This window comes from Streptomyces fulvorobeus (assembly GCF_013167895.1).
GTDB lineage: Bacteria > Actinomycetota > Actinomycetes > Streptomycetales > Streptomycetaceae > Streptomyces > Streptomyces fulvorobeus.
The window spans coordinates 130,999-155,479 of sequence record NZ_BLWC01000001.1; the positions used below are offsets into that span (position 1 = coordinate 130,999).

22 protein-coding genes and 3 pseudogenes are annotated in these 24,481 nt (G+C 69.6%); 14 read left to right on the forward strand and 11 right to left on the reverse strand.

Annotated features, from left to right (window positions below):
• Positions 1-228 precede the first annotated feature (228 nt).
• The 5 genes from Sfulv_RS00585 to Sfulv_RS00605 form a co-directional block, all read right to left on the reverse strand.
• Positions 229-1,167, reverse strand: coding sequence for an endonuclease/exonuclease/phosphatase family protein (locus Sfulv_RS00585; RefSeq protein WP_371874613.1), 939 nt, complete (start codon positions 1,165-1,167; stop codon positions 229-231).
• 346 nt (positions 1,168-1,513) lie between these two features.
• Positions 1,514-2,095, reverse strand: coding sequence for a snapalysin family zinc-dependent metalloprotease (locus tag Sfulv_RS00590; protein WP_173310253.1), 582 nt, complete (start codon positions 2,093-2,095; stop codon positions 1,514-1,516).
• Positions 2,096-2,558: 463 nt separating this feature from the next.
• A complete protein-coding gene (locus Sfulv_RS00595; protein WP_173317476.1) occupies positions 2,559-2,936 on the reverse strand; it encodes a toxin Doc in 378 nt (125 codons plus the stop codon).
• Positions 2,933-3,181: a ribbon-helix-helix protein, CopG family gene (locus Sfulv_RS00600; protein WP_173310255.1), complete on the reverse strand. Its 249-nt coding sequence runs from the start codon at positions 3,179-3,181 to the stop codon at positions 2,933-2,935. The genes Sfulv_RS00595 and Sfulv_RS00600 overlap by 4 nt, the downstream gene beginning before the upstream one ends.
• Before the next feature lie 105 nt (positions 3,182-3,286).
• On the reverse strand, positions 3,287-3,439 hold the full coding sequence (locus tag Sfulv_RS00605; RefSeq protein ID WP_173310257.1) for a hypothetical protein: 153 nt from the start codon (positions 3,437-3,439) through the stop codon (positions 3,287-3,289).
• A 147-nt stretch (positions 3,440-3,586) separates the two neighbouring features.
• On the opposite strand from Sfulv_RS00605, the gene Sfulv_RS00610 reads away from it, so the two are divergent.
• The 4 genes from Sfulv_RS00610 to Sfulv_RS00625 all read left to right on the forward strand — a co-directional run bounded on the left by Sfulv_RS00610 (position 3,587) and on the right by Sfulv_RS00625 (position 9,575).
• Positions 3,587-4,843: an MFS transporter gene (locus Sfulv_RS00610; protein ID WP_173310259.1), complete on the forward strand. Its 1,257-nt coding sequence runs from the start codon at positions 3,587-3,589 to the stop codon at positions 4,841-4,843.
• Positions 4,840-6,669, forward strand: coding sequence for an alpha/beta hydrolase family protein (locus Sfulv_RS00615; RefSeq protein WP_256668766.1), 1,830 nt, complete (start codon positions 4,840-4,842; stop codon positions 6,667-6,669). Before Sfulv_RS00610 ends, Sfulv_RS00615 begins: the two co-directional genes overlap by 4 nt.
• A 311-nt stretch (positions 6,670-6,980) precedes the next feature.
• Positions 6,981-8,882, forward strand: a complete 1,902-nt coding sequence (locus tag Sfulv_RS00620; protein ID WP_173310261.1) for a RiPP maturation radical SAM C-methyltransferase — start codon at positions 6,981-6,983, stop codon at positions 8,880-8,882.
• 33 nt (positions 8,883-8,915) lie between these two features.
• Positions 8,916-9,575 carry a DUF5825 family protein gene (locus Sfulv_RS00625; protein ID WP_173310263.1) on the forward strand — a complete coding sequence of 220 codons (660 nt, stop codon included), beginning with the start codon at positions 8,916-8,918 and terminating at the stop codon, positions 9,573-9,575.
• A 49-nt stretch (positions 9,576-9,624) separates the two neighbouring features.
• Here Sfulv_RS00625 and Sfulv_RS00630 read toward each other — a convergent pair whose 3' ends face one another.
• On the reverse strand, positions 9,625-10,251 hold the full coding sequence (locus Sfulv_RS00630; protein WP_173310265.1) for a class I SAM-dependent methyltransferase: 627 nt from the start codon (positions 10,249-10,251) through the stop codon (positions 9,625-9,627).
• Between the two features lie 534 nt (positions 10,252-10,785).
• On the opposite strand from Sfulv_RS00630, the gene Sfulv_RS00635 reads away from it, so the two are divergent.
• Positions 10,786-11,649: an SDR family NAD(P)-dependent oxidoreductase gene (locus tag Sfulv_RS00635; RefSeq protein WP_173310267.1), complete on the forward strand. Its 864-nt coding sequence runs from the start codon at positions 10,786-10,788 to the stop codon at positions 11,647-11,649.
• A 119-nt stretch (positions 11,650-11,768) separates the two neighbouring features.
• On the opposite strand, the gene Sfulv_RS00640 is transcribed toward Sfulv_RS00635, so the two are convergent.
• Positions 11,769-12,398 (reverse strand): proteophosphoglycan 5, encoded by a 630-nt coding sequence (locus Sfulv_RS00640; RefSeq protein ID WP_173310270.1) that lies wholly within the window; start codon positions 12,396-12,398, stop codon positions 11,769-11,771.
• 180 nt (positions 12,399-12,578) lie between these two features.
• Here Sfulv_RS00640 and Sfulv_RS00645 point away from each other — a divergent pair, with 180 nt between their 5' ends.
• The gene (locus Sfulv_RS00645; protein WP_173310272.1) at positions 12,579-12,848 is read left to right on the forward strand and encodes a hypothetical protein; all 270 of its coding nucleotides are present in this window, start codon (positions 12,579-12,581) and stop codon (positions 12,846-12,848) included.
• Positions 12,849-13,220: 372 nt separating this feature from the next.
• Positions 13,221-13,820 carry a BLIP family beta-lactamase inhibitor gene (locus Sfulv_RS00650; protein WP_173310273.1) on the forward strand — a complete coding sequence of 200 codons (600 nt, stop codon included), beginning with the start codon at positions 13,221-13,223 and terminating at the stop codon, positions 13,818-13,820.
• A gap of 188 nt (positions 13,821-14,008) precedes the next feature.
• Here the strand turns inward: Sfulv_RS00650 and Sfulv_RS00655 are convergent, their stop codons facing one another.
• A complete protein-coding gene (locus tag Sfulv_RS00655; RefSeq protein WP_173310275.1) occupies positions 14,009-14,182 on the reverse strand; it encodes a CsbD family protein in 174 nt (57 codons plus the stop codon).
• A gap of 447 nt (positions 14,183-14,629) precedes the next feature.
• Here Sfulv_RS00655 and Sfulv_RS00660 point away from each other — a divergent pair, with 447 nt between their 5' ends.
• The 6 genes and pseudogenes from Sfulv_RS00660 (at position 14,630) to Sfulv_RS00685 (ending at position 19,765) form a co-directional block, all read left to right on the forward strand.
• The gene (locus Sfulv_RS00660; protein ID WP_256668767.1) at positions 14,630-15,001 is read left to right on the forward strand and encodes a DUF2617 family protein; all 372 of its coding nucleotides are present in this window, start codon (positions 14,630-14,632) and stop codon (positions 14,999-15,001) included.
• Positions 14,998-15,402 carry a DUF4247 domain-containing protein gene (locus Sfulv_RS00665; protein WP_173310277.1) on the forward strand — a complete coding sequence of 135 codons (405 nt, stop codon included), beginning with the start codon at positions 14,998-15,000 and terminating at the stop codon, positions 15,400-15,402. The genes Sfulv_RS00660 and Sfulv_RS00665 overlap by 4 nt, the downstream gene beginning before the upstream one ends.
• Before the next feature lie 56 nt (positions 15,403-15,458).
• Positions 15,459-15,896 carry a DUF350 domain-containing protein gene (locus Sfulv_RS00670; protein WP_173310279.1) on the forward strand — a complete coding sequence of 146 codons (438 nt, stop codon included), beginning with the start codon at positions 15,459-15,461 and terminating at the stop codon, positions 15,894-15,896.
• A gap of 10 nt (positions 15,897-15,906) precedes the next feature.
• Positions 15,907-17,499, forward strand: a pseudogene (locus Sfulv_RS00675) (polyamine aminopropyltransferase); the annotation flags it as partial.
• Positions 17,500-17,895: 396 nt separating this feature from the next.
• The gene (locus Sfulv_RS00680) at positions 17,896-19,080 is read left to right on the forward strand and encodes a globin domain-containing protein (protein ID WP_173310280.1); all 1,185 of its coding nucleotides are present in this window, start codon (positions 17,896-17,898) and stop codon (positions 19,078-19,080) included.
• A pseudogene (locus Sfulv_RS00685) lies at positions 19,077-19,765 on the forward strand (pyridoxamine 5'-phosphate oxidase family protein). The gene Sfulv_RS00680 and the pseudogene Sfulv_RS00685 overlap by 4 nt, the downstream one beginning before the upstream one ends.
• 190 nt (positions 19,766-19,955) lie before the next feature.
• On the opposite strand, the gene Sfulv_RS00690 reads toward Sfulv_RS00685, so the two are convergent.
• Both Sfulv_RS00690 and Sfulv_RS00695 read right to left on the reverse strand, forming a co-directional pair.
• Entirely contained in the window at positions 19,956-20,573 is a 618-nt protein-coding gene (locus tag Sfulv_RS00690; protein ID WP_173310282.1) for a hypothetical protein, read from the reverse strand.
• A 282-nt stretch (positions 20,574-20,855) separates the two neighbouring features.
• A complete protein-coding gene (locus tag Sfulv_RS00695; protein ID WP_173310283.1) occupies positions 20,856-21,026 on the reverse strand; it encodes a hypothetical protein in 171 nt (56 codons plus the stop codon).
• Between the two features lie 301 nt (positions 21,027-21,327).
• On the opposite strand from Sfulv_RS00695, the pseudogene ctaD reads away from it, so the two are divergent.
• Positions 21,328-23,060, forward strand: a pseudogene (gene ctaD / locus Sfulv_RS00700) (aa3-type cytochrome oxidase subunit I).
• A gap of 227 nt (positions 23,061-23,287) precedes the next feature.
• Here ctaD and Sfulv_RS00710 read toward each other — a convergent pair.
• Complete coding sequence (locus tag Sfulv_RS00710; RefSeq protein WP_173310284.1) at positions 23,288-24,454, reverse strand: FUSC family protein; 1,167 nt, start codon at positions 24,452-24,454, stop codon at positions 23,288-23,290.
• Positions 24,455-24,481: the final 27 nt, after the last annotated feature.

Genomic DNA, 24,481 nt, shown 5'->3' on the forward strand with positions numbered 1-24,481 from the left:
GGTTCCCTGGTGCGCAGGCGGTGCGGGAGGCAGAGGGGGCGAGGGATCACTGGGCGGGATCGCAGGCCGGGTCCGTGGCCGCGCAGGTGAGCCGGCCGGTGACAGCGGTGGCCGTGCTCTGCGGGACAGCCTGCCGCGAACCTGTCGGCCGAGTCGAAGCACGACGGGTGTCACACAGGGAGGATTGCTGTCCTTGCTGTCCCACTTACTGTCATCGGGACCGTTCCCTCAGTGCGGGGTGATCCTGGCGGCGACCGGCAGGTGGTCGCTGCCGGTGGCGGACAAGGTGCGGATGTAGCCGACGGTCGCTGAACGGGCCATCACCTGATCGATGCGGGCCAGCGGAAAGGCTGCGGGGAAACTGAAGGCGAAGCCCCGCTCCGCCACGTTCATCCGCGAGGTCAGCGGGGCCAGTCCGCGGTCATCGACCGTGCCGTTCAGGTCGCCCAGCAGGATCACCGTTTCCACCTCCTCAGCCGCGACGGCCTCCCCGAGAAGGTCCGCGCTCTCGTCGCGCCAGGAGGATGCGAGGCCGCTCGCCCGGACGCGGATCGAGGGCAGGTGCGCTACGTACGCCGCGATCTCGGCACGTGGCGTGTGGACCACAGCGCGCAGCCCGCGACTCCAGGGCCCCGCGATCCCCTGTGGTTTGACGTCCAGCAGCCGGGCATCGGTCAGCGGATGCTTCGACCAGAGCCCCACAGTGCCCCGGACCACGTGGTGCGGGTAAGCCGGGGCGAGAGTCCTCTCGTAAACCTGCAGCGCAGGGGAGACCAGTTCCTGCAGCGCGATGAGATCGGGCTCGGCGTCAGTCAGGGTGCGGGCCGTGCCCGCCGGGTCGGGATTCTCGTCGCTCACGTTGTGCTGCACCACGACCAGGTCGTGCGCGCCGGGCTTCCCACCAGGCAGGAGCAGTCCACCGAAGAGGTGCACCCAGGCCGCCGTCGGCAGTAGCAGGGCCAGCAGCGCGGTGGCCGAACGGCGCAGCAGCGCCAGGCCGAACAGAACCACGGCAGCCAGGCCGAGCCACGGCAGGAACAGTTCCAGCGAACTGCCCAGACGGCCCACGGAGTTCGGCACCACCCGGTGGAACGCCAGCAGCCCGGCCGTCAGCACAGCGAATGCGGCGGGCACCCGCCCTCGTGTCCAGGCCGGTCGGCCCCGCACATCCCCTTCTCACGCGCGCCCGGAACCCCTTGCCCGGCCGGGCGGCGCGCCCCCCGGAGTACCGCCGCCTTCACCATCGACGTCTCACCCCTGTCCGCCCGGTCCACCTGGCTTCCCATCCGCTCGACCTCATCTTCCAGGACGAGTCACCAGGTGAATCGGTTTCGGTATCCCCTCGAGTGCTCCTCACCCCCCACCCGCGAAGCAGCGCCGCACCATCCCGTGCTGTGAGATCTGCCGGCCCTCCGCCTCGGGCGCGCAGGAAGCGGAACCTGCTGGAACGATTGCGGATTGCTTCGCGGCTCACCTTCGGGCGGCTGCGCCTTGGTGTGCCTGCCCTCCGCGCTTAGGGAGCGTCCACCAGCATGCGGCCGTCGGCAGGAGTGAGCGAGGTGAGGCCGTTGGCGTAGGTGGAGTCCACACGGGCTCGCTCAGTGGCGTTGGGAACCGCGTTCCTGCAACTGATGCCCGGGCTTGATCCTGACATCAGCTGGGAGCACGGCCCGGGCTTGGTGTCGGGGAGGCCCAGGCTGTGCCCGAGCTCGTGGGCGGCGATGCGGGTTTTGTCATAGCCCTGAGCTACCGCCTGGCTGCCGAGTTCGACACGCACCAGGCCGCCCGGGCGCACCGGGCCGAGGGTCGCCTGCGGCCAGCCGCTGGTGGCGACGATCTGTATCTCGGCCCGGGTGCCGGGTGCGGCTTCGACCAGCCTGACGTTGGCGACGTTCTGGTTCCACGAGGCGACTCCGGCAGTGATCGCCGCTTCCCAGCCGCCTGCCCGGCTGTCGTCGTAGCGAAGGGTCACCACCGCTGCCGCGCTCTCCGCCGCGGTCGGCTCCGGCGGGGGTGCGGCGTGCGCTGCTACTGATGCTGCCAGGGTGACCGCGGCGGCGGCCCCGACTGCCTTCAACCAAAAGGAGTGCGGCATTGCTGTCCCATCAGTCGTGGGGGCTCGGCTCCACCAGGAGCCGAGAGCGGGGAGGGGCTGCATCAGCACAGTGGCAGGTGCACTTCTCCCGGGCTTTCAGCACTATGCCCAAGACCTCGCAATTATCATGCCCCTGTCATGAAGAAGGCCGGAAACGAGTGGTGGGTGGACGCATCCGTGATCCGTCCCGGGCCACCTCGCCGTTGTTCACCGGACCGGATTCGCCCAGGCGTCGAGGATCGCGCCGTCCCCGGGGACCGCGACCCGGACCCCCACCCCCTCAGGCGCCGGTGCGCAGCTTCATCCCGGCCACCAGCTCAGCCGCGTCGACCCGGCGGTCAGGACCGGGGACACAGCAGGGCCGGGATGACTTCCCCCGGTACGGAGCAGGTGGTTTCCGTGTACGGCCGGGGATGGCCAGGCCGCCGGTGGTCCAGCCGGACGTCAGATGAGGAACGCGGTCTCAGATCCGCCAGGACCGGATGCGGTCGGCGGCGCCGTAGGCGTCGGTCCGTCCGGTGTCGAGGTCCTGGGCCAGGTCGATCAGCGCGCCGTACGGGGCGTCGATGCCTTCGCCCGCGGCATGCATGTAGGACACGGCGACCGCGGTGCCGAACAGTGCGTTACGGGCGGGGAGCGGGCGCAGGCGGATGATGGCGTGCATCAGGGCGGCCGCGCGCCAGGAGTTGTCGACGGTGGCGCCGACCTTCGGGGTGTTGACCCGGTGGCGGCCGACTGCTGCTACCAGGGTGGAGAAGTCGTGGATCGTGGGGTGCTTGGGCAGGACTTCGGCCTGGCGCTCCAGGAGCCATCGGATGTCGACGTAGAGCTCCACGGTCAGGCGGCCCGTTCCGATGCGTCCATGCGTGCGGGTGTGTCGTGGGGGAAGGCCGCGTCGAACGCGGCCCCGTCGGTGTCGAGGAAGTCGCGGAAGATCTCCGCGGCGCCTTCGAGGCGGGGGTCGCGGACCGCGTTGTGCGCGGCCTGGGTGATGAGGGCGGTCACCGTGGTGCCATCCGCTTCCGCGCGTTCCTTCAGCAGGGCGTACAGCTGGTCATCGACCCGGATCGTCACTGGTTTCGACATACCTCCGACCGTACAGCAGGGCGTACAGCACTGACTGGTGATCCAGAGACCGCGGCGCCACACCACCCTGCCCGGCGCCCCGGCCGCCCCGCAGGGTGACCGCCCTCAGCGCTCGCTCGGCGCGTGCACCGACGCCGTGGCCATGCGGCCGAGGTGGCCCTCGCCGGGAACCTGCTGACGGCGGTGCCCGAGATCGAGGAGCACGTACCCACCGATGACCAGCGATGGACCAGTTGCCCGGCCCTTCGGGGCCTGCATTCCTTGATCAACAACGGCATTCGAACACAGGTATTGTGATGCGCATCACCGTTCGATACGCTCTCGATCCTCAGCGACCGTAAGTGCTTATCACGGGGGGCATTGTGGGTGTGTTCGTTACCGCAATCCCTCCGAGCGGGATTCTTGATGGACGCGGCCGGGCAGGAATTGCGGTCCTCCGAACCTGCGTTACCCGAAGACCGGTCCTCATCCCCTTTCCGTATACGGGATTTTCTGCTTTTCTGGACGGCGGGTGCCGTCGACGGTCTCGGCACCTGCGCGTCCTCTCTCTTTCTTCCGCTCATCCTGCTGGGCGCCGGATATCCGGCCGGACTCGCCGGACTCGTCGTATCGGTGGCGTTGGTCAGCGGACTGGTCGTTTCGCCGGTTGCGGGCGTGTTCGCCGACCGGTGGCCGCGCAAGCCGATGATGTACGCGGCGGCACTCGTCGCGGCGGCCGCCATGGGGTCGGTGTTCGTGGCCGTCGCGCTCGGCCACGTCGTGCTCGTCCACGTACTCGTCGCGGCCGTGGTCGAGCAGGCTGCCAGCGCCACCTACGGGGCGGCGGCCTCGGGGACGATCCGACGGCTGGTGCCGCCCGAGGGGTACACCCGGGCGATCGGGTACTTACAGGCCCGGGACCAAGCGGTGCAGATCGTCGGGCCGACGCTGGGCGGCGCGCTGTACCAGCTGGCGCGGTGGGTGCCGCTGCTCGCGGACGCGGTGTCCTTCCTGCTGGTGGCGGTGTTGAGCAAGGCGATCCGCGCGGACCTGAAGCCGGAACGGGAGGGTCCGGCCACCTCGTTCACCCGTGACCTCGCCGAAGGTCTGCGGTTCGTGTGGGCCGAGCCCTTCCTGCGGTTCGTGGTGGTGTGGACCGCCGGGATCAACGCGCTGCTCGGCGCGCTGTACTTCCACGCGGTGTTCGCCTCCCACGCCCAGGGCGCCAGCCCTTCCTCGATCGGGCTCATCCTCACCCTGGCGGGCGTCGGCGGGCTGCTGGGCGCCCTCGCCGCGCCGTGGCTGGTGCGGCGGATTCCAGCCGCGCGGATCGTGACGGGCGCGTCATGGGCGATGGTGCCCACGGCGGCCGGTCTCGCGTTCGCGTCCCGGACCTGGGCCTACGGGCTGCTGTTGAGCGGGGTGTCGCTGATCGTCCCGTCCGTGGTGGTCGTGCTGCAGACCCGGGCGGTGCTGACCACTCCCGACCGGTTGCTGGCCCGCATGGGGACTGTGCTGGGCACCGCCGGTCAGGGTGTCGCGGTGCTCGCTCCGGTGGCGGCGGGGGTCCTCGTGGCGGCGTACGGGGGTCGTACGGTGGCGCTGGGCTGCGCGGGGGCGTTCGCCGGGCTGGCGCTGTACGCCACCGCCAGGGCCGGGCTCGTGGCCCGGGAGGCGCCGTGACGCCGGCTCCGCCGAAGGCCGGCGCGCGCGCCTACGGCGTCTACCGGCCGGTGTTGCCCGTGACCAGCCCCCGTAACGCGGACCGGATGGTGTACACCGGGGACGCCGACGGCCGGTGTGAGATCTTCGCGTGGGATCGCTCCAGCGGCGTCGGCCGACAGTTGACGGACCGGCCGCACGGCACGCTGCTGTGCGCCATCGACGAAGACGAGGCCGTGTGGTGGTTCGACGAGGACCGTGACGGCCGGGGCGGCTGGCGCACCCAGGACTTCGACGCCGGTCCGGACCGGCCGGCGCTGGCCGGGGTGCCCTGCGGGCGGCCCGCGGGGCTGGCGCTGGCGGCCGGGGGTATGGCGGCCGTGGGCATCCGGAGCTCTGAGGGACTCAGTGTCCACCTGGGGCGGCGCGGCGGCACGGGCACAGCCGTGCTGCGCACGACGGACCCCGGCACGCTGTGCGACCTGGCGCCTGACGGCGGACTGCTGGCGGTGTCCGGACCGGCGCACTCGGCCCGCGCCGTGACGTTGCTGACTCCGGACGGGACCACCGTCGCGGTGATCCCCGGCACCGCGGAACGCACCTGGGCGCTCGGCTTCGCCCCTGCGCTCGCGCCGTCGTCCGGCCCGCGACCGGCGCCCGGCCGCACGCTGCTTCTGGTGATGCGCGAGCGGGCCGGCCGCTACCACCTCGGGACCTGGGCCCCCGGGCGCGGTCTGGAACTGCTGCCCTGGTGTTCGTTCGACACCGAGACCACCGCCCGCTGGTACCCCGGCCCGGACGGCACACGGGTCCTGCTCCGGCAGGACCGGCACGGCCGGAGCCGGCTGTTCACCGCCGACCTGGACCGCTGCGAGCTGAGTCCGGTGCCCACCCCGGAGGGCAGCATCCTGGACGCGTCACCGGCCGCCGACGGTGACGTGCACTTCATCTGGACCGACGCGGTCAACGTGCCGCGTGCGCTCTCCCTGTCGGGTGCGCCCCTGCCCGGTCAGAGCCGGTGGCGCCTGCCCCGGTTCGGCCACCGCCAGGACCTGTGGACGCCCGGGCCCGACGGCCCGGTGCACACCCTCGTCACCACACCCGCCGACCGGCCCGCGCCGCACCCGCTGGTCCTGCTCGTACACGGCGGGCCGGCCGACCACGACCGTGACGCGTACGACCCCATGGTGCAGGCCCTCGTCGGCTCGGGTTACGCGGTCGCCCGCGTCAACTACCGGGGCTCGACCGGCTACGGGCCGCGCTGGCGCTCCGCCTACTCCGAGGGCGTCGGCCACACCCAGGTCGCCGACCTGGTGCGGGCCCGGGCCGACCTGCTGGACCGGGGCATCGGCCGCGAGGGCGCCGTGGGTCTGTGCGGCACCTCGTGGGGCGGCTATCTGACGCTGCTGGCCATGGGAACCCGTCCGGAGCTGTGGGACACCGGGGTGGCCGTCAAACCGCTCGCCGACTGCGTGACGGCCTTCCGGCACTCCACACCCGCCCTCCAGGCGCTGGACACCGCGCTGTTCGGCGGCACTCCGGACCAGGTGCCCGATGCCTACGCCCACGCCTCCCCGTCCTCGTACGCGGCTGCCATCCGCTCCCCGCTGCTGATCGTCGCCGCGGGACGGGACGCCAAGTGCCCGCCGGAACAGATCGAGGCGTACCTGGCCGTGCTGCGCGCGGGCGGTGTGCCCCACGAGCTGATGTGGCTGGACTCCGGCCATGACGGCTACGACGGCGCCGACCATCTGGCCGTGATCCGGCGGTCCCTCAGATTTCTCGGCCGCGGGCTGCCTTCGGCGCCCGCGCCGGCCGAGCCGCCCCCATACCCGGAAAGGAGGTGAACATCATGCAGAAGGACATCATCCACGGCGACCCGCTTGAGGGCGACGAGGAGAGCCGCAAGCCCGGCGTCGGCGTCGTCGTCTACCTCCGCTCCACTGAGGAGATGGAGGACGAGGCCAAGTAGTACGACACCCAGCACCAGGGGCCGGCCCCGCACCCCGTGCGCGACCGGCCCCGACCGACCGGGCCGGACCCCGATCGGATCACCGGCCGGGCGTCCGGTCCGGTGCCTCACGGCCGCACGGCCGGAGACCCGGCAGACGACCGACTCCGTGTACTGATCACATGCTCACATGAGAAGAGGCCAGCCATGCGCGTACTCCTGGTGAACATGCCCTGGGCCCCGATCGATCTCCCGTCGCTGGCTCTCGGAATTCTCAAGCGCAGTGTCGACGAGCGCGTTCCCGACGGAACGGCCGACGTTCTCCACGCCAATATCGAATACGTGGACTGGATTACCCAGAACACCGAATTCACCTTGGAGGACTACTCCTACTACGCGCTCGGCTCCTATTTCCTGGGCTGCGGCGACTGGGTGTTCTCATCCGCCCTCTACGACGACCCCCAGTGGCGGGTTCCTGAGTTCACCGAGGCGATGAGCAGCCGGGTACGCGGGCCCCGGATGGAGATGACGAAGGCACTGCACGTGACCGCGCCCGACTTCGTCCGGTACATCGCCGAGCGCATCGTCGAAATCTCCCCGGACGTGGTCGGCTTCACGTCGACGTTCCAGCAGAACACCGCTGCCCTGGCAGCAGCCAAGTACGTCAAGCGGCTCGCCCCGCACATAGCGACGGTGATGGGCGGTGCCAACTGCGACGGCAAGCAGGGGGAGGCCGTCCACCGCAATTTCACCTTCGTCGACTACGTCCTGCGTGGCGAGGGTGAGGTCTCGTTTCCCGCGATGCTCGGTGCGCTGAGTTCCGGCGAGCCGCTGTCGGACGTACCGGGGCTGTGCTGGCGCGATGCGGACGGCGCCTCCGTGGTCAACGCCATGAGCACCAAACCGCTGCCGCCCGCCTCGATCCTGCCGCCGGACTACTCCGGGTACTTCGAGCGGCTCGCCTCCTCCCACGCGCGGCACTGGGTCGAGCCCAAACTGGTGGTCGAGGGTGCGCGGGGCTGCTGGTGGGGCGAGAAGCACCACTGCACCTTCTGCGGGCTCAACGGCTCGTTCATGCAGTTCCGCAGCAAGAGCCCGGACGTGTTCTACGACGAGATCATCGAACTGGCACGCAGGCACCGGGTGCTGGACATGTACGTCGTCGACAACATCCTGGACATGGGGTACGTGAAAACGGTGCTGCCGCGCATCATCGACAGCGGGTTCGACCTGCGCATGCACATCGAGATCAAGTCCAACATGCGGCAGGCGCAGCTCCAGACCCTCGCGGACGCGGGCCTGATCTTCGTCCAGCCGGGCATCGAGAGCCTCAACAGCCGGGTGCTCACGCTGATGGACAAGGGTGTGACCGGGGGCCAGAACGTCCGGATGCTCCGCGACGCCGCCACTGTCGGCCTCTCCGTTGCCTGGAACTACCTGCACGGATTCCCCGGCGAGGACGCCGAGGACTACAACGACGTGGTGGCCCAACTCGGTGCGCTGGAGCACCTCAACCCACCGGTGGGGCCGTCCTCCCGGATCGCGATCGAGCGCTTCAGCCCGTACTTCAACAACCCCGGCCTCGGCTTCTCCGAACTGCGTCCTGCCGAACCGTACCGGCTCACCTACGATCTGCCCGACGCCGAGATGTTCGACCTGGCCTACGTCTTCGACGTGCCGCCGCGCGGGATCGGTGCGGACGTCGTGGACCGCCTCGACGAGGGCATCTCGCACTGGAAGCGGAACTACTCCGGCAGCCGCCTGACCCACTGCGACCTGGAGGACCGGATCGTCCTGGTCAGCAAACGCCGGGCTTTCGACTGGACGCACCTGGAACTGACCGACCCGTTCGAGCTGGCCCTGTTCCGGCTGCTCGACCAGCCGCACACCGTGAAGGCCGCCGCCCGCAAGCTGGAGGGAAACCACCGGACGGGCGAGGACGCCCTGCGGCAGGTGCTGGCACGGTGGCGGGCCCTCGGCATCGTCTTCGAGGACAGCGGGCAGTTCGTCCAGATCGCGCCACCCGCCCTCAACGAGGAGTTCCTGCGGATCGACTTCATGCGGCACACCTCCGCCCGCGACGCGGAACTCGCCGCGACGACCGCCTGACGACCGCCGCCACCGCCTGACGGAGAGACGACGATGACTTCAGCCCTCGCCGGCACCGAACCCTTCACGGTGACCGCCTCACGGGACTACGACCCCGAGGTGGGCACACTGCCCTACATGTCCCTGGGCCGCTACGAGATCGACCTCTCCGGCGGTGACGCCGCCCGGCGGCTCTTCGCCGCCGGGGCCCGGCACGTCACACTCCCCCGCCCGGTCGATGTCACGGACGCCGCCGACGCCGCCTGGTCGGTACGGGCGCTGAGCTTCGTGGGTGATCTGTCCAGCCTGGCCATCTCGGTCGACTGGCAGCTCCACACCGGCCCGGACCCCGACGCGTGGCGCCACTTCGGCCATCTCCATCCGCCCACCGCCGTCCTCGGCACCGTGGACCCGGCCGCGACGGCACTCGCCTGGCGCAACGCGTACTACATCTGCAAGTGCGTCTTCCGGTACGGTCCCGGGTTCATCCAGGTGCGCGACCGGCGCTACGGCGAACTGCGCCGCTTCACCATCGACGAACCGGAGTACCACGAGGCCATCGAGGCCCTCACCGACGGTGCCCGCGTCGACGAGATTCCGCGCACGGTCCTGGACGACCTCATGGCCGAGACCCTCGTCCTGCGTTTCGGCGATCACGTGTGGTGGGCCCCGTACCGGGTCCGCCGCTGGTCGGAGGCGCCTCTGGTGATCTGATCACCAGGGGCGCGCCACCCGCCGGCAGGGGGCGCGGAGGGACACGGCCTCACCGGGCGGGGCGGGCGTGCACGCTGACGGCGTAGCCGCAGCCTTCGGTATAGGGATCACCGCTCCAGGTGGCACAGCGCTGCCGCAGTACCAGCCCGGCCTGGGCGCACCAGTGATCGAATTCCGCCAGGGTGACCGGCGGCTCCGGCAGCGGCAGGTGTGCCGCATCCAGTCCCATGCCGGTGACCAGCAGACCGCCGGGGCGCAATGCGGCGGACAGCTGCCGTACGACGGTTGACTCGGTGCCGGGGGCCAGCAGGGGGATGACGTTCCCGGCAGCGAGCACCAGGTCGAAACGTGGCTCCAGGCCGAGGGCGTCCAGACGCGCCAGATCTCCCGGCAGCCACTCCTGTGAGGGGGCGTCACGGCGGGCGACGGCCAGCATCGAGGAGTCGATGTCCACCCCGGTGCAGTGATGGCCGAGCTCGGCGAGCCGGATCGCGATTCGGCCGGTGCCGCAGCCGGCGTCGAGTACGCGGGAAGCGGGCTCCAGCAAGGTGGTGCAGAAGGCGGCCTCGCCGTGGATGTCGTGGCCGGATTCAGCCAGCCGCGCGAAACGCCGGGCGTACTCTTCACCAGCTTGTCCGGCGGTCAGTTCGGCCCAGCGGTCTCGTTGTTCAGACATGTTCAGCGTGCTTTCCGGTCGGTCCCGCCCAAGAGGGCAAGGGTGGGAGCGGTGCCGTCGCCGCTCCCCACGGTCACAGGTACAGCCCTCGCGGGCTGCTTCGAAGGTACGCGGACCGGGGATGATGCCGCCCGGCCCGGCAGCCGCCGACGCCAGGGAGAGCGCACCGGCCGCCGACGCGGGTGCCAGGGCGGAGAGCGGGTCGGGAAGCACGCGGGGGCAGCATCGTATCCGCTCCGTTGACGCTCGACCCCGGCGCCCGGGGCGGGCCGAGGCGCCGTCGCGGGTCGGACGTCGGGCCCCGCAGGAGGCCGCGCACGGGCCCCTTGGGGAGCCACGAAATAAGGGCGAGGGAAAGGTGCACTCGGGTATGGGCCTACACCTGGACGGTTCCTCGACATGTCTGCCAGTCTGATGGGCGGTCCGATCGAGTGATCATCTCGATCGGGAGCCGCCCCGGCGGCAGCCGGTCATCCCTCCATACTCGTCGGCGGCTGTCGCGGCCGGCGGCTCCCCAACTTCCGCGGAGGACATGTGAGCAAGGTCTGGTTCATCACCGGGGCTTCACGTGGTTTCGGACGGAGCTGGGCGGAGGCCGCTGTGGCCCGCGGCGACCGGGTCGCGGTAGCGGCCCGGAACGGAGCGGCACTCCAGGCGTTCGCGGACGAGTGCGGCGACGCCGTGCTGCCCCTTCCGCTGGACATCACCGACCGGGCCGCGGTGTTCGCCGCCGTCGAGCGCGCCCACGCCCACTTCGGGCGTCTGGACGTCGTCGTGAACAACGCGGGAGTCGGACACATCGGCTGCGTGGAAGAGGTCACGGAGCACGAGGCGCGGGCCGTCATCGAGGCCAACATCCTGGGCACTCTGGCCGTCATCCAGGCCGCCCTCCCGCTGCTGCGGGCGCAGGGCGGCGGCCACCTGATCCAGGTGTCGAGCAGCGGTGGGATCGAGGCGTACCCGGGCATGGGACTCTACTGCGCCACGAAGTGGGCCCTGGAGGGCATGTCGGAAGCGCTGGCCGCGGAGGTCGCGCCGTTCGGCATCAAGGTCACCGTCCTCGAACCCGGCGGATACGCCACCGGCTGGTTCTCCGCCGCACCGCGCTCCGTGCCGCACCCCGCGTACGGTCCCCTGCACGACGCGCTCGATCCGACCCTGACGCCCGACGCCCTGCCGTCTCCCGAAGTCACTGTGCCCGCGCTCTTCGCTCTTGTGGACAGCGTGGACCCGCCGTTGCGACTCCCCCTGGGGAGCTTCGCCCTCCGCGCGGCCACCGAGGCCGGAGAACGGCGGCTCGACGGCCTGTCCGCGTGGGAAGCCGTCATCCGAGGCGCCGACGGCCTCTCCGCCACGGACGGGACGCCGCACCCGCAGGAGGCCGGGCAGGGCATATAGGGCGGGTGCCGGCGTCCGGCGAGGCCCTGGCCGGCTCGGAGATTCCCCGGGATCGCGCCGTACTTGGCACCTCGGGGTGGGCACGCTCTTCGTCGCCCGAGGGCGGGTGCGTCCGACGATCAGCCGGTGAGGAACGCGCGGGCCGCCGCCACCCCGGCGGTAGCGTCCCAGCCGGCGTGGGGGATGACGGCGGCCACCAGAGCGGCATCGGGCGCTCCGTCAGCCGCGATCAGCGCGTCGACGGACTCCTGGGACGGCTCGTGCCCGCCCGGGTCCGCATGGTGCTGGACGGTGGCCACGATCATCTCGCGGGTGCGTCCGTCGCTGAGCGCGGGCAGCCGCACACTGCTGAACCCGTCCTCGACGTCGTACTCGGCACGCCGCCACGTACTGCCGTCGAATGCGTAGACGAAGCCGAGGAACGACTCCTCCTCGCGGGCCCTGCGTACGGGCGGCGCCCACCAGTCGGGGGCGCCGGCCAGCAGGTCGGTCTCCTGCTCCTCGAAGAAGTCGGACGCTTCCGCGTAGAAGGTCTGCGACGTGTCGTAGTCGTGCCCGAGCAGCACCGCCCGCCCGTCGCCCAGGTGATGGAGGCCGCACCACCTGCCGTCCCCGTCCCCGTAGTGCCACGAGGACCCGTCGGCCCGGCAGCCGTCACCACGTCCACCTGCCGCCTGGACCGCGGCGAGGGCGGCCCATCGGCCGCGCAGCGACCTCGGTTCTGGAAGATCGAGCTCTGTCAGGGCCACGGCCGGCTCCTCAGGGTGTCGAGTGACGGGTCAGCTCTCCTGGTTCCCGCGATTCGGCGTTCGTCACGCGTGGTGCGTCCCGACGCCTCAACTCGGGCCAACCGCCCCCGAAGCGGCCCGTGATGCGGTTGTCCGGTGGAGCGAGGTCTTATCTCCCCTTCAGTGGGTACGGAGATGAGCATGGCTCTCGTGAAGCGTGTTGCTCTTGCTCCTCGTGCGGTGCGGCAGCTGCGGCGCGTCCGCTCGGTGTACGTGGTGGGGATGCTGCTGTCCGCCCTGGGCGGCCTGCTGTCCTACGACGATCCGGCGGCGGGCGGGCGGCAGGCGGTGATCGCGGGTGTGTTCGTCGTGGTGTTCGCCGCCCTTCTCACGCTGACCGCGGTGTGGCTGTGGCTGCACCGGCGGACGGAGCACTGCAGCACGGCGAAGAAGCTCAGCCGGCTCATCTGACCTCCGCCTGTCGCTCGGTCCGGCGGACCCCGGCCGGCTTGCCGGCATCCTCAAGGGCCGCCTCAAGATGCCCGGTACCGGCCGCAACACCTCCACGGCTGCCTCACGGCCACCGTCCTCGCCTTGAGCCACCGACACGATCGAGCCGACCTTGTGCGTGCGCGTGCGGAGTCAGCATGGCTTGATGTCCCAGCACAGGTCCGACACGGCTCCCAGAAAGCAGGGGGAGTGCGCCCCGGCATTCTCGGCCACCCGATACCGGGCAGAGAGAACGGTGAGAGGGCCGGGTCCCAGGATGCCCCCTGGTCACTGTGGCCACCACCTTTCCAGGTCGAATGCGGACGTTCGCACCCTTCCGTCAGGAGAACGCACATGCGCCTTCGTCGTCTCGTCACCGCCGCCGTTCTCGCGGCCGCCATGGTCGGCTCCACCGCGGCGGTCTCGTCGGCCGATCCCAAGCCCGATCCGAACGAGAACTACCTCACCGACACTAAGTACGACGCCGTCACCTTCGGTATGAGCAGGCAGCAGGTGGAGGCCCTCATCGGCCCGAGGCCGCACTGCTCCGGCATCGGAGCCGGCGGCGCCCTGGTGTGCTGGGCGATGAACCAGTTCGTGGATCAGACGGCATCGTTCTCCTTCAACGCCGCCGGCCAGTTGTACAAGAAGGAGAAGGACTATTCCTTCGCCTACGCCTGGTACACCTACGATCTGCCCCGGACCATGACCAAGACCCAGTACGAGCAGCAGTTCGCGGTGGGTGACACGCTGGCGGAGGTCAACGCAGCCGTCGCCGGTACGGCATGCACCGACCGGTGGGTCGAGCGCCCCAACTACCCCTCGTCCAGCGGGTGGAAGACCATGGTCCACTGCATCGGCACCGTCAACGAGTCCTACCCAGAGATCGAGTTCTTCTTCACCGACGGCGTGCTGACGAGTAAGACCTACTCGTCCCGCAACGACGTCCGCTGACCCGACCGGACCCCTCAGATCCGGAGGTACGCACAGATCCGGATCGCCGTGGGAAGCCACTTCGCCGCATACTCCGCCAGCGCACCTCGTGCGCGACGCGTTCGAGCACCTGGTCGCCGCCGGTCCGGACACAGCACGGCCCCGTGGAGGAGAACTCCGCGGGGCCCGGTGCTGGTGCCTGGAGGACCTCAGTCGGTGAGGGTGTCCTTGATCTTCTCCTTGGCCTGACGGGCGTCACCCTTGGCCTGCTCCGCCCGGCCCTCGGCGGTGAGACGCTCGTTGCCGACCGTGCGCCCAGCGACTTCCTTGATCTTGCCCTTGGCCTGCTCGGTCTTGGCCTGGTTCTTCTCATCGGCAGCCATGTCACTCACACCTTGCTGTGGTCGACGTTTCGGACTCCTCACGCCTAACCGCTGACGCCTCATTCAAACGCGGCCGCAGGGACCTGCCCCCCTGCCGGCACCGGCCCACCACACGATCGCCGCAGGTCTCCCCCTCGAAATGGGCCATCTGTCCTGTGCCATACTCAGCGCGCTTTGCACTTTCCGATGTCGGGGGACCATTGTTCACGCTGGAGGTTGCCGTCGTCGGCGCAGTACCCGCCGTCGATGCCGCCCGTAACCGGAAGGGCACACCCCCAGGGCGCCTGCTTCCGGGAGAGCCGATCAGCCGGCCGGGCAGCGACGCATGAGTGGCATAGCCCTCACGGCCCCGTATCTGGACACCGACGCCGGTCAGCTCTCCTTCACTCTCGGCCGTCCCCTCGCGAGGCACTGGCCGTACGCGACCTGACGGTCGGCGGGCTCGATGTGCAGCTCAGACTGCTGGGCGCCTCCCACCAGGTCTTCGCAGGACCGGTCCGGGAGACCGTGGCCTGCCTGCCTGGCTTCGAGGGCGGTCTCCCGGAGGCAGCGTCACAGGTCTTCGACGACTGGAACTATCAGTTCGGCGCCCGCGTCCAGCAGTTCGACGCAGTGGAGTTCAGCCAGCAGGTCGAGCGGATCCGCAGCCGCTCGGACGCACACCCGCGAGCGCTGTACGGGATCTTTCCGGGGTCACCCGAAGCACTCACCTCACTGACCGTCGAGCAGCAGAGCACGGGGCTGAGCTGGCGCACATGGCACACCTACCCGCAGAGCGGCCGGATCGTGGCGACGCACACCCGACTGGAGGCCCGATGAGAACTGTCCGACGCATCAGCCTGGTATTTCTCGCCACGGTCGCGCTCGCCGCCTGTTCCAGGGGTTCGGACGGCAGCAACGACGTACCGTCCGGCTGGATCCGCTCGCAGTACGGCGGCAACAGCAGCGCGGGGTACGTCGACCGCCGCGACGCGACGTCCACGGTCGCGAAGGAGATCACCGGCCACTCCTCGGCCAAGGGCCGCACCAGCAAAGGTGACATGGTCTTCCTCCGCTACCGGAACGACATCGTCGCGATCACTCCCTACCAGGGCGGCAGCAGGATCGAGATCGACGACTACCGCACCGGCTACCACCGCTGGAAGCCGCATCTCCGGTCCGTATGGCCCCATCCGGACAGCGACGCCTTCCGCGGCGGGGGCCCCGGCACCGGCAAGTGACCACCCGCAGTACACCCGCCCGAATCCCCGGGACGGCATCCCCGAAAGGCAGCATCGTGGCAGAGATCTTCGAGTCGGCAGGCGAGGCCCTGCTCTACGGCCTGGTCGGTTTCGTCGTGATGGCGGTCGGCTTCATCGCACTCGACCTCGCCACCCCCGGCAAGCTCGTCCATGTGGTGTGGACGGAGCGCAACCGCGGCGCCGCGGTCCTCCTCGCCGGCCAGACCGTGGCCATCGGGTACGTCATCGACCAGTCCATCAGGGCCAGCGAATCCGAGCAGGGCCTCCACTACGGCCTGCTCAGCACCCTGCTGTACGGCCTGGCCGGCGTCGTGCTGATGACCGTCATCTCCTGCATCGTCGGTCTGCTGACCCCCGGCCGCCTGGGCGCCACCGTGCTCGACGACCAGGGGGACCGCCCCCACCCGGCCGCCTGGGTCCAGGCAGCCATGTACCTCGGCACGGCCTTCATGGTCGGCGCCGCCGTTTCCTGAACGACACCATGACCACCAGCACTCTGCACCGCCCCGCCGCGACCGAACGCCCGCCGGTGACCTACTCACGGGGGCGCGCTTCCTGCTGCTGCTCTCGGTGTTCATCTGCGCGGCCTGCGGCCTGGTCTACGAACTGGCACTGACGGCGCTGGGCAGTTACCTCATCGGCAACTCCGTGATGCAGACGTCCGTGGTCATCTCCGTCATGGTCTTCGCGATGGGTATCGGTTCCCTGGCCGCCAAGCCGCTGCAACGGCGCGCGGTGGGCGCCTTCGCCCTCGTGGAGACGCTGCTCGCGCTCGTCGGGGGCCTGTCGGTGCTCGTCCTGTACGTGTCGTTCGCCTGGCTACGGGTGTACATGCCGTCCATGGTGGTGGTCACGTTCGCCATCGGTCTCCTCATCGGTGCCGAGATCCCCCTGCTGATGACGCTGCTTCAGCGGATCCGGCGACAGGAGGCCGGCAGCGCGGTCGCCGACATGTTCGCCGTGGACTACGTCGGAGCGCTGGTCGGCGGCCTGTGCTTCCCCCTGCTGCTTCTGCCTTCCTTCGGCCAGCTCAGGGGCGCGCTGGTGGTCGGCGCGGTCAACGCCGTGGCCGGTGTCGTCGTCGTCCTGTGGATCTTCCGCCGCGAGACACGCCGTATCGTGCGCATCACGCTGCTGGCGTCGATGGCCGCCGTCCTCGCCGTACTCGGCACGGTGTACGTACTGGCCGACGACATCGAGGTCACCGCGCGACAGCAGCTCTACCGCGACCCGATCGTCCATGCCGAGACCACGCCGTACCAGGACGTCGTCGTCACACGGTCCACCGGTTTCACCGGAGAACCCGACACGCGCCTGTTCCTCAACGGCGACCTGCAGTTCTCCTCCGTAGACGAGTACCGCTACCACGAGGCCCTCGTCCACCCCGCCCTGTCGGGAAAACGGACATCCGTGCTGATCCTGGGCGGCGGTGACGCGCTGGCCCTGCGGGAGGTCCTGCGCTACGACGACGTCGAGGGGGTGACGCTGGTCGACCTCGATCCGGCGGTGACACGACTCGCCCGCACTTTCGCACCCTTGCTCGAACTCAACGGCCAGGCACTCAGTGATCCGCGTGTCACCGTCGTCAACGCCGACGCCTTCACCTGGTTGCGGGACGCCAGGCAGCGCTACGACGCGGTCGTCATCGACTTTCCGGACCCGGACACCGCCGCGCTGGCCAAGCTCTACTCCGTCGAGTTCTACCACTTGCTCGGCCGCGTCCTGACCCCGGAAAGCCAGGTCGTCGTGCAGGGCGGCTCCCCGTTCTTCGCCCCCAAGACCTACTGGTCCATCGCCACCACGATCGGCAGGGCCGGCTACAGGACCACCGCGTACCAGGTGGACGTCCCCAGCTTCGGCAACTGGGGCTACATCCTGGCCACCCCCGGCGCCGACGGCCCACGGCCGCCACTGCGCCTGGCCGAGAACACCCCGCCCCTGCGCTTCCTGGACGATGCCGTCATCGGCGCCGCCACCGTCTTCCCCCTGGACCGGCGCCCTCAGAACGTACGCGCGAGCACCCTGATGGATCCCGCGGTACTCGAGTACACCCGCCACGAGTGGCAGAACTACTGAGCACCGTCAGGCACCCGGGGCCTTGTCACATGCCGTAGTGCCCCCGGAAGGCTGCCCCGCGCGGACCGGCCAGGGAGAAGTTCCATGACGGGCACAGGGACCACCGAGACTATTCCCGCGAATTGTGCAGATGTGATGTGAGGTCCCGTCGAGGCACTGGGGCGGATATCCCTATCCGCCGCGCACCGTGCACAATGACGTGTCCACTGATCATACTTTCGAAGCTCTGGGTCTGAGCGAAATGGAACGTCCCTCTACGATTGCGAACGTCTTCTTGTCAGCACATCTGCTACGCCTGGTGACCTCCGCCCCGCACGGGGCACCTGGCTCCCCCCACGCGGTTCCCGCTCGACGAGTGAGGATGTGCCGCCGCCAGGCACTGTCTGGAGGCCGGTCGTGACGTCCGCCCCGCTCACCGATCGGGAGATCTCCCTGGTGCGCACGAGCCTGAAGGTGGTCGCGCCGCTGGCCCCGGAGATGACCGTCTACTTCTACGCCATCCTCTTCAGCCGGTATCCCGGAGTGCGAGGACTGTTCCCGGACAACATGGACGTCCAGCGCGACCGGCTGCTGCGCGGACTGCTGCGCATCATCGACCTCGTCGACGATGTCGACAACCTCGTGCGGTTCTGTTCCCGGCTGGGACGGGACCACCGTAAGTTCGGGGCCCTGGAGGCGCACTATCCGGCGGTGGGCGAATGCCTGGTCGCCGCCCTCGCCCGCTATGCGGGGACGGCGTGGAACGCCGAGGTCGCCGCCGCATGGACGCGCGCCTACACCATCGCCGCCGAGGTGATGACCACGGCCGCCGCGGACGACACCCGCCTGCGCCCGGCCTCGTGGGAGGCGCAGATCATCCGCCACGAACACCGCGGCGACGGCATCGCCGAGATCACCGTACTGCCGGACATGCCCTATCCCTACACAGCCGGACAGTACGTGAGTATGGAGACACCCTGGTATCCCCGTACCTGGCGGCACTACTCCCCCGCTCACCCGCCCCGTGCGGACCACACGATCACGTTCCACATCCGGGCCGTCCACCGAGGACTGGTCAGCAACGCGCTGGTCCACCACGCCGTCCCAGGACACCGGGTGCGGCTGGGGCCGCCGCAGGGTGACACCACCCTTGCCGCTGCGAGCGACCGCGACCTGCTGCTGGTGGCCGGCGGAACCGGCCTCGCACCGATGCGCGCCCTGCTCGAGGAGGCCGCCGCCTCCGGCATGCGCCGCTACGCCGACCTGTTCGTCGGTGCGCGGACCGCCCGGGAGCTGTACGGACTCGACGACATGCTGCGCATGGCCCAGCGCAACCACTGGCTGTCCGTCCGCGGGGCCGTCTCCCACGAGAGCATTCCCGGGCAGAAGGGCACACTCCCGGAAGTCCTGCGCCAGTTCGGCCCCTGGGACCAGCACGAGGTCTTCCTGTCCGGTCCGCCCGGCATGGTCACCACAGCCGTGCAGACCCTCCTGCACCAGGGCACACCCCACACCCGCATCCACCATGACCCGCTCGACACACCCGTTCTCACCGCCCCCCTCAGACCTTCCCGAACCGCTCAGGAGATCGACCAGCTGTGACCCCTCCCGACGTCACCCCCTCGCGCGGAGAGCGCCTGCTGCAGTCCCACCTGGGCACCGGTGAGCGCGCCGACGCCTTCTACGACCGCCAGGTCCACGCGCACCTCACCTCGGCGATGCGTGAGTTCATCGGCCGCCAGTCGATGGTCTTCCTCTCCACAGCCGACTCCCGCGGCCACTGCGACGCCACCTTCCGCGCCGGCCCTCCCGGCTTCGTCATGGTCCTGGACGACGGCACCCTGGCCTACCCCGAATACCGCGGTAACGGCGTCCTGGCCAGCGCAGGCAACATCACCGAGAATCCGCATATCGGCCTGCTCTTCATGGACTTCACCCACGACCACATCGGACTGCACGTCAACGGCGCGGCCCGCCTCGTCACCGACCAGGACATGCAGACCACCCATCCCTGGATACCCGCGGACACGGCCCCCGGGCGCCGCCCCGTCCTGTGGACGCTCATCACCATCCACGAGGCATACGTGCACTGCTCCAAGCACATACCCCACCTCGAACCCGCCCCCGCACCCTGAAACTCGCACGCCCACGGCCCAAGGACGCCGACTACTTCCCCGAACCGGCCCCGGCGTCCCTGGCATGTGACGCAAGGCAGGACCGGGAACCGTCCAGCCCCGCGCACAGCCGTTCGGCCGGGCCCCCGCTGACCGGCTCGCGCGAGCACTGAGCGGACGCCGACCGCCGGCGGCGGGGACCTCGGTACGGAGCCTGCCACTCGGCTCGGGGTGGGCGTGCGGACCGTGATCACATGGGGGCGGCCAGCTCGGCAGGTGCCGCCCCGCAGACGCTGCGGGGCGGCACCGAGGGTTGGAAGGTCGGGCTACGGGGACTGGTCCGGTGATCCCCGCAGCCTCGGTTCAGCAGGGAAGTGTGGAATTCCCGGCGGCGCCGGTAGCACCGGTGGTGCCGTCCGCGTTGAACGTGGCGGCCGTGCCGTTGCCGCCGGGCTTGCCGGGACACACCGGGCTCGCCGCGCCACCCGCGCCGCCTGTGCCGCCCGAGTGGCCGCCGCCTACCGTGGAGGCTCCGCCGCTGCCGCCCTGGCCGCCGGCGATACCGGTACCCGCGTCGCCGACACCGCCCACGCCGCCCTTGCCACCGGTGCCGCCGAGGGCGGCTCCACCGCCCAGGCCGCCGGTGCCGCCGTTGCCGTTGGCACCCCCGGCGCCGCCCGCACCACCCGCACCACCGACGCTGGCGCTGCCGCTCGCGTCACCGCCGACCCCGCCGGTGCCCCCGTTTCCGTTCGCCCCGGCGGCGCCACCGGTCCCGCCGAGGCCACCGATCCCGCCGCTGGTGCCTGTGCCGTCGGCTCCGCTGGCCCCGGGAAAGCCCAGGAAACTGGAGACGCTGAGAGTGCGGGCACTGCCCGTCTCAGCGAGGGCCGTCGCGGAAGCGAGGGTGGGTGCGGCGGTGAGACCGGCCACGGCGATCACGGAGACCAGAAGGGTCCGGGGAAGAGCAGTCGTGCGCATGAAGCGCATGAGGAAACCTCTCGAAGTGCGCGGCCGCAGATGCTCCACGGCCGACACCCTCAAGCTACGCATGAACACATCGCCACATATTTCACATCATGATCCAATGGCTTCAAATCTACCTTTTGGGAAAATTTGGCTCTAATGCGTTCCTTCTCGGCCCTCGCGGACTTCCCGCTGGGGCACGTCGGTCCTGATCACACGCAGGACAACGCACTGGTCGCAGCCGCTCGTTGCGGACTGCGACCAGTGCGGGGGCGCTTTCGGTTGGTCAGAGGGCGGTCATCGCCGGCCTGCTCGCCACCCGCTGCCTATGCCCGCGACATGCAGGGCCAAGAGGGCCAGGCCGAGCAGCATGACGTTCACCGACGCGAAAACCTCGTTGGTCGTGACGTCGGCAGCATTGATCAGAAAAGCGATGAAGAACAGTACTGCAGCAGCTATCGCCAGCATGGGTGGACCCTTCGGTAGGTGGAACGCATGTGCCCCCATCGGCAGAAAATAGTCCTGGAAGCAGTCCTGCGTCCGAAGCCGCTCACCGACCCTCGTTCGGCGCTTCACCACCTGGCCGGACATGCCGCCGACGTGCCCGCGGGCGGGTCCGGCCGCACCCGGCCGGGTATCACTCTGACGCGCGGGGTTGCGGGGCGGTCCCGGCAGCGATGTGCCGGTAAGACATGAGGACGACAGTCGGCGGTTTCCGGGCACCTGTACCGTGCCCACGCTGCTCTTCTCACCCTGACGGGAGCTCAGAATGACTGCATCCACCACCGAGCCGCCCACGTTGGTGCCGGTCGAGGGCCGGGGGCCGGGCAGTGTCGTGGTCGCCTGGATGACCACGACGGATCACAAGAAGATCGGACACCTTTATCTCGCCGCGTCGTTCCTCTTCTTCGTCGTCGGTGGCCTGATGGCGCTGCTGCTGCGCGCCGAGCTGGCCCGTCCCGGCCTGCAGATCATCTCCAACGAGCAGTACAACCAGACGTTCACCATGCACGGCACGATCATGCTTCTGCTTTTCGCGACCCCCACGTTCGCCGGATTCGCCAATGCCATCATGCCGTTGCAGATCGGTTCTCCCGATGTGGCCTTCCCCGGTTGAACATGCTGTCCTTCTGGCTGTTCCTCTTCGGCGGGCTGATCGTCGTCGGGAGCCTGTTCACGCCTCAGGGCGCGGCCGACTTCGGATGGACCGCGTACACGCCGCTCAGCGGCGGCGAGCGGACTCCGTATGTCGGTGCCGATATGTGGATCATGGGTCTCGCCCTGGCCGGCTTCGGCACCATTCTGGGCGCGGTCAACTTCGTCACCACGATCATCTGCATGCGCGCCCCGGGCATGACCATGTTCCGGATGCCGATCTTCACCTGGAACGTCCTGCTGACGTCCGTCCTGGTCCTGTTGGCCTTCCCCATGCTCGCCGCGGCGCTGCTGGTCCTGGAGGCCGACCGGCGCTTCGGCGCCCAGGTGTTCAACCCGGAGAACGGCGGCCCGCTGCTGTGGCAGCACCTGTTCTGGTTCTTCGGTCACCCCGAGGTGTACATCATCGCTCTGCCGTTCTTCGGAATCGTGACGGAGATCTTTCCGGTGTTCTCCCGTAAACCGGTGTTCGGTTACATCGGCCTGGTCGCCGCCACGGTCGCCATCGCGGGCCTCTCCGTCACCGTGTGGGCGCACCACATGTTCGCCACCGGCGCGGTGCTACTGCCGTTCTTCTCCTTCATGACCTTCCTCATCGCCGTACCGACCGGCGTGAAGTTCTTCAACTGGATCGGCACGATGTGGAAGGGGTCGCTGTCCTTCGAGACACCGATGCTGTGGTCGATCGGATTCCTCGTCACCTTCCTCTTCGGCGGGCTGACCGGGATCATTCTGGCCTCGCCGCCCATGGACTTCCACGTGACCGACAGTTACTTCGTCGTGGCCCATTTCCACTACGTGGTGTTCGGTACCGTCGTCTTCGCCATGTTCGCCGGATTCCACTTCTGGTGGCCCAAGATGACCGGCACCATGCTCGACGAGCGCCTGGGGAAGATTCACTTCTGGACCCTGTTCATCGGGTTCCACACCACGTTCCTGGTCCAGCACTGGCTCGGCGCCGAGGGCATGCCGCGCCGGTACGCCGACTACCTGTCGGCCGACGGTTTCACGGCGCTGAACACGCTCAGCTCCATCGGTGCCTTCCTGCTGGGCGCCTCGACGCTGCCGTTCTTCTACAACGTGTGGAAGACCGCGAAGACCGGCAAGCGCATCGACGTCGACGATCCCTGGGGCTACGGCCGTTCGCTGGAGTGGGCCACCTCCTGCCCGCCGCCGAGGCACAACTTCGTGACTCTGCCCAGGATCCGTTCGGAGTCTCCCGCGTTCGAGCTCCATCATCCGGGCATCACACGGCTCGACGAGGCCCGTTCCGCTGGGCGGCGCGATGTGTTCGAGCCCGGCGAGGGCACCGCCCACCCGTTGGGGAAGGACCGTGACGACACCTGAGGAGCGCTGTCCCCGGGCCGCCCTTCCGGTCCTTCCCCGGTGTGCCCGGGGTCAGCCGTACTTGCCCATGGCCTGCCTGACCGCGTCCCTCTTGCGGTCCATCAGAGCGGCGACGGGTCCCAGGGCCAAGTCGGCGGCGCCGGGGTGGAGCCGGGGGGCGCCATCGCCTCGGCGGCCTTCACCGCCTCGTTGTACTCGTGGTTCACCAGTTGAAGGCCCTCGCCGCCTCACTGGTCGTCCCGATGGCGCGACTGCTCGGCGAGGAGCTCTTCGGTGACTCTGCGGGCATCGGCGAGGAGAGATCCGTACAACGACAGCCACTCCGGCTGGGTGACGTCCCTGCCCCGCAGTGAGTGGCGCAGTTCGTCGTGCGCGCCGGACACCCCGTCGACCGCCGCGCTGAACCGATCGTGCGCGGGCCGGCTGCCCTCGATCAGACCGCCGTACGCCTCGACGGCCGCTGCCGCCCGGGTGAGGAACTCGGAGTAGACGGCCGCCACGCCCTCCGCGGGTCGCGGCCCGTCGGCACGCTGATCCGCCGCCTCGACGAGAGTGCGTGTCAGGTTGTTCAGATGGTCCGTGAGCTGTTCAAGCAGGTACAAGGACTGCTGGAAGGGAATCTCGAGGTTCCTCAGCTTCGCCCGGTGCCCTCGGTGCGGGTTGAAGCGGGCACTCTCCCTGCTCCACTCCAGAGCGGAGCGGGCCTGCTCGAGGAGACCGTGGAGACCACGCGCCCGCCGGTGCCAGTCGCGGGCCAGCCGGTCCTCCCACGAGGAGGCCAGGCCGTCGGCGACGGCGGTCAGTGTCCGCGTCGTCTCCTCCACCACCTCGCCGATGGCGTTCCGGGTGCTGCGCAGGTACACCGGGGGCAGGACGAGCACGTTGACACCCACGCCCACGGCGGCGCCGAGAGCCGACTCCAGCAGCCGGACGACGGCCACACCGACGCCTGGTTCGCCGAACGAGAGACTGAAAAGGGCCGCTGTCGCGCCGTAGAGCCCCTGGTCCCCCAGCTTGCCCCAGTTGCTGAGCAGCATCGTGACGGGCAGGACCACCGCCATCGCCACGGTCGGATCGCCCAGCGCCATTCCGCCCGCTGTGGCGAGGACGGTGCCCAGGGCGATGGCGGCCAACTGCTGAAGCGCCTGCGTGTACGACCGGTACACGGTCGCCCGCACCAGGACGACGGCGACCCAGGGCGCGATGTACGGCATCGGCGCCTCCAGCCAGGAGCGGGCGATCACCCACGCCAGCAGGGCCGCGAAAGCCGCTTTCAGCGACTGCACGACCAGGGCTCGCTCGCGTCCCGGCACGGTCCAGGTGCGTCGTACGAACCGTCCGGCCGACAGGATCTCTGCGCGTACGGCCTCCGTGGCACGGGCTCGGGGAGTCATGACCGTTCACGTGCCACGGAAATGGCA